Annotated in this window: 4 protein-coding genes; all 4 read right to left on the bottom strand. The window is 41.7% G+C overall.

Annotated elements, in window-relative coordinates; genetic code table 11:
* Positions 1-79: 79 nt before the first annotated feature.
* From BKK50_RS05130 to BKK50_RS05145, 4 genes are read right to left on the bottom strand one after another with little or no spacing between them, the layout of a single operon-like run.
* Complete coding sequence (locus BKK50_RS05130) at positions 80-910, bottom strand: metal ABC transporter permease (RefSeq protein ID WP_077415972.1); 831 nt, start codon at positions 908-910, stop codon at positions 80-82.
* Positions 903-1,760 carry a metal ABC transporter permease gene (locus BKK50_RS05135; protein ID WP_077415974.1) on the bottom strand — a complete coding sequence of 286 codons (858 nt, stop codon included), beginning with the start codon at positions 1,758-1,760 and terminating at the stop codon, positions 903-905. The genes BKK50_RS05130 and BKK50_RS05135 overlap by 8 nt, the downstream gene beginning before the upstream one ends.
* Positions 1,753-2,679, bottom strand: a complete 927-nt coding sequence (locus BKK50_RS05140; RefSeq protein WP_077415976.1) for an ATP-binding cassette domain-containing protein — start codon at positions 2,677-2,679, stop codon at positions 1,753-1,755. Before BKK50_RS05140 ends, BKK50_RS05135 begins: the two co-directional genes overlap by 8 nt.
* A complete protein-coding gene (locus BKK50_RS05145) occupies positions 2,676-3,560 on the bottom strand; it encodes a metal ABC transporter substrate-binding protein (protein WP_077415978.1) in 885 nt (294 codons plus the stop codon). Before BKK50_RS05145 ends, BKK50_RS05140 begins: the two co-directional genes overlap by 4 nt.
* Positions 3,561-3,838: the final 278 nt, after the last annotated feature.

Consider the following 3,838-nt stretch of genomic DNA (forward strand, 5'->3'; position numbering starts at 1 on the left):
AAAAAGCAACATTGTGTAAGTGCTGCATAATACCGATAAAACTTGTTGTTTTCTGACCGCACTTTTTATGTGATGAATGTTAAATTTTCTTATTTTTGAGGCGGGTGTAACCCAACGCCAGTAGAAAAAGGGCAGCTTGTAATAAAATGATACAAGGGCCGGTTGAGGCATCAATATGATAGCTAATGATCGTGCCGATAATGCTTGTGCTGACTGAAACCGATATGGCAATCAGCAACATACCGTCAAAACGTTTGCTGAGGACATAAGCGGTGATCCCCGGTGAAATCAACATCGCAACCACCAGAATGACCCCAACCACCTGCATGGCGCTGATAATCGTTAGTGCCAGTAAAATCAGCAGTCCGTAATGGAGTATTTTAGGGGAAAGCCCGGCGACCCGGGTGTGACTTAGATCAAAACAGTAGAGCAAAAAATCTCGTCTTTTTAATATCACTACGATAAAAATAGTCGCAGAAATGAATAAGGTTTGGAGCACTTCGCTCAAACTCACCCCTAATAAATTACCAAATAAAATATGAGAGAGATGTTGATCCGTTTCAATTTTGGTAAACATCACAATGCCGAGGGCAAACATGCCCGAGAAAACGATACCCATTGCTGTATCTTCTTTAATTCGGCTGTTTTCTTTTAAATAACCCACACTGAGAGAGCAGATAAGACCGGCACAAAACGCCCCAATTGTTAAGGGAATGCCTAACAGAAAGGCGACCACAATGCCGGGAAGCACCGCATGAGAAATCGCATCGCCCATCAGCGCCCAGCCTTTTAGCACTAAATAACAAGATAAAATGGCACAAATCACCGCAACAATGAGGGCGGTGGCGAGGGCATGCAGCATAAATGGGTATTGGAAGGGTTCAGCAAACCAATTGAGTAGATTATTCATTCGTTTGCTCCTTTTTTGTCAGCAATTTCTGGCTAATGATCCCGTATTTGGGGGAAAAGAAAAAAGCGAGTAAGAAAAGTGCGGTTTGAAAACACACGATAATGCCGCCCGTTGCGCCATCTAAATAGTAACTGAGATAAACCCCTAATACACTAGTGGTGATGCCAAGAGAAACGGCTATTAAAGCTAAGGTTTTAAAGCGATCTGTTAAAAGATAAGCGGTAGCCCCCGGGGTAATCACCATGGCGATAACCAAAATAGCGCCAACGGTTTGTAATGCGGCAACGACACAAGCACTGAGTAATGTGAAAAAGAGCACTTTATAGTAAACCGGTTGCAATCCGACCGAAACGGCATGGGTTTCATCAAAAAATACCAATAAGAGATCTTTCCAAAAGATCATCATAAAGCTTAGGCAAACGGCAACAATGATCCCCATTTGAAGCATATCTTCATCGGCAATGCCTAAAATATTACCTAAGATAATTTCTTGTACGTTAATTGACGTGGGATTGAGGGAAATAATCAGTAATCCGAGGGCAAAAAAGGTGGTAAAAATAAAGCCAATGATCGCATCTTCCCGTAATTTGGAAATGGATTTTATCCAAAGTATGGAAAGTGCGGCCAAAATACCGGAAAAAAATGCCCCTAAGGCATAGGGAAGGGAAAGGGAGTAAGCAATCGCCACACCGGGAACGACCGAATGGGAAAGGGCATCACCAATTAATGACCAGCCTTTTAACATGAGATAAGCGGATAAAAAAGCACAAATTCCGCCGACTGCCGCACTGAGCAATAATGCCTTCAACATATAGTCATAGCTGAAGGGTTCAAGTAATAATTCAATCATCCGTTTTTATCCCGTCTTTCGCATTTTCACAATCGGCTTCACCACAACAAGGTTTGATTGTTGGTGCCGGCGGATCATTTTTGGTTTGACCGTAGAAGACGGCAGGCAATTCATCATCGGTGATGACCGTTACCGCACGGCGGTCTTCATCTTCATGTAAATCGCTACTTTGTAATTTGATATGGCGTAATACCCCACCAAATGTTCGCTCTAAATTTTGTTGAGTAAAGGTCGTTTGAGTTTCGCCAACGGCGAGGACGGTGCGATTAAGCATCACTACTTGATCGCAATAATCAGGAATTGTGCCTAAATTATGCGTGGATACGAGGATTAAATGACCCTCATTGCGTAGTTCGGAGAGTAAATCCATAATGGCATTTTCCGTTTGAACATCCACACCGGTAAAAGGCTCATCTAATAAAATGATTTGGCTTTGTTGGGCAAGAGCCCGAGCCAAAAAGACACGTTTCTTTTGTCCGCCGGATAATTCACCGATTTGGCGTTCGGCAAGATGTGCGATGGACACTCTGTGCATTGCCTGTTGAACCTGTTGTTTATCCTCCGGTTTTGGTCTCCTTAAAAAATTCATATAGCCATAACGCCCCATCATCACCACGTCATAAACTGAAACCGGAAACTGCCAATCGACCTCTTCGGTTTGCGGCACATAGGCAATGAGATTTTGTTTTAGTGCTTGGTTGATGGGCAAACCACAGAGTTTAATCTGTCCTTGTTGAGGTTTGACTAATCCCATTAAACTTTTAAATAACGTTGATTTGCCGCTACCGTTTACGCCGACTAAAGCACAGGTTGTGCCGCCTTGTAAATGAAAAGACACATCGTTAATGGCGGTATGACCGTTGTTATAACGAACGGTCACATTTTCAACGTGTATTGTGGTGTGGGGCGTGATGTTCATTCTTTTTCAAATCCTTTTGCGATGGTGGAAACCGTTGTATTTAACAAATCAATATAGGTAGGGACAGGGCCTTTTGCTGTTGAAAGGGAATCCACATAAAGCACACCGCCATATTTTGCGCCGCTTTCTTTCGCTACTTGCTGTGCGGGTTTGGGTGAAATCGTACTTTCGCTAAAAACGACAGGGATTTGATGTTGGCGGACTAAATTGATCATATTGCGAACCTGCTGTGGTGAGCCTTGTTGTTCGGCATTGATTGGCCATAAATAGACTTCTTTAAAACCGTAATCTTTCGCCAAATAACTAAATGCTCCTTCACTTGTGGCTAACCAACGTTGTTGTTCGGGAATATTAGTGAGTTTTTCTCGTAGCGGTTGATCGAGGGCTTGGATTTTTTGGATATAGGTTTGTGCATTTTGACGATAAATCTCGGCATTTTGCGGATCGTGTTTGATGAAGGCTTGCTTAATATTTTCCACATAAATCAACGCATTGGTCGGTGACATCCAAGCATGAGGGTTAGGTAAACCCTGGTAAGGTCCTTCAAAAATAGATAGTGGTTGAATACCTTCGGTTACAATCACAGAGGGGGTATCTTTATGTAGATTTTGGAAAAAACGTTCAAACCAACGTTCAAGGTTTAACCCGTTCCATAAAATTAAATCGGCAGATTGGGCTTTGACAATATCTTTTGGGGTAGGCTCATAATCGTGGATTTCCGCCCCCGGTTTTGTAATGGATTCCACTATGGCTGCTTCACCGGCAACGTTTTGGGCAATGTCTTGAATAATGGTAAATGTGGTAATGACCTTAAATTTCGCCTGGCTTGGTAAGCTAAATAATGAGCCTAAGAGTAGAAAAGTTGTCATGATTAAACGCATAAAATTGTCTCCTTTTTAGAAAAATGCGGTCCATCATACAACAATTTTTTTATTCAGTAAATGATAATGATTATCAAGATTTAGTTTTGTATAAAAATCAAAGGCTTTACTTGGTGTAGATCAAATTCAATGTTGGTCACAGGGGAGGGGAAAGTGCGGTCGTAAAATACGTCATTATGTAATAAATACACAAAAACAGAAATGTTAATAGAACGTAGGGGAAAACGGTGTGTCTATTATAAAAATCAAATTATTTCAATAGGTTAAAATTCGGACAC

This window comes from Rodentibacter rarus (assembly GCF_001998965.1).
Classification (GTDB): Bacteria; Pseudomonadota; Gammaproteobacteria; order Enterobacterales; family Pasteurellaceae; genus Rodentibacter; species Rodentibacter rarus.